Source organism: Shewanella sp. UCD-KL12 (genome assembly GCF_001957125.1).
GTDB lineage: Bacteria > Pseudomonadota > Gammaproteobacteria > Enterobacterales > Shewanellaceae > Shewanella.
On sequence record NZ_MPHJ01000043.1, the window covers coordinates 1 to 964 of the forward strand.

Sequence of the window (964 nt, forward strand, 5' to 3'; positions counted from 1 at the left end):
ACCACAATGATGCTGTTTTTTAAAATCACACATAGCATCCCAACGACCACTAATACCACTGTATTGGCGGCGAAACTCTTTTGCTGAGGTTACCCAAGCATTGGATGAGATTCCAAGTTCATCAARTAATTTTGGGCGGCTAGAGTCGATGAAACCTTTTTTATCAGACCTAATGGCTCTGCCAGTCCAATCAATAAGTTGTAAGTAATCACTGAAATGAAATGGGATGCCTGATTGAGTTGCTAAATGAGCTGCACCATCAAACTGGGCTAGAGGTTTGTGTCGCTCACTCGAGGTTAGCTCAGGTTCAGGTTTTGATTCAGGTTCATGATGTGCTTTAGTGTCTTTATTAGGAGTATTTAGCTGGTTAATACGCTCCTGAATAGAGGTATAATCAGAAGCTTGCAGAGTGTTGGTAATTCCCGCTCTAATTGGGTTTAAATCAACATACACCATGCAGGCTAATAGCGCTTGTTCATCAAGTAGAGCTTGTGACTTAAAGCGTCCCTCCCAAAAAGCCCCTTTACATCCATCCTCACGATTGGCCCTACGCGCTATCTCTTCATTAAGGCACCGCATAAACCAAGAGATGCTGGATAGACGCTCATTCCATTCAGCCAATAACCCATCAAGCAGTAAACGCTCCCCCTCAATTAAGGTCCCTCCATTCATATATTTAGTCGCGACATCATGGCCTTTTGTCACCTTACACCATCGACTAATCACCTCACGGTTGCTCAATGACTTCGCTTTATTGGTATCGATTTTAAGGACTAGGTGATAGTGATTATTCATCACCGCATAGGCGCATACATCGATACAAAATATGGCAGAAAGCGCTTTGACTTTATCGACAATCCAGCAGCGTCTATGCTCATAGCTTTTACCTGTGAGGTTATCCTCCCCGCAGAGGTAGGCTCTTCTTACACAACGATTTATTATGTGATAAAACGGCGTCGACTCA

At 43.3% G+C, this 964-nt stretch carries 1 protein-coding gene; it reads right to left on the reverse strand.

Annotation, left to right across the window (positions count from 1 at the left end; all coding sequences use genetic code 11):
• On the reverse strand, positions 1–964 hold a 964-nt coding region (locus BM736_RS24730), incomplete at both ends, for a transposase (protein WP_256718005.1).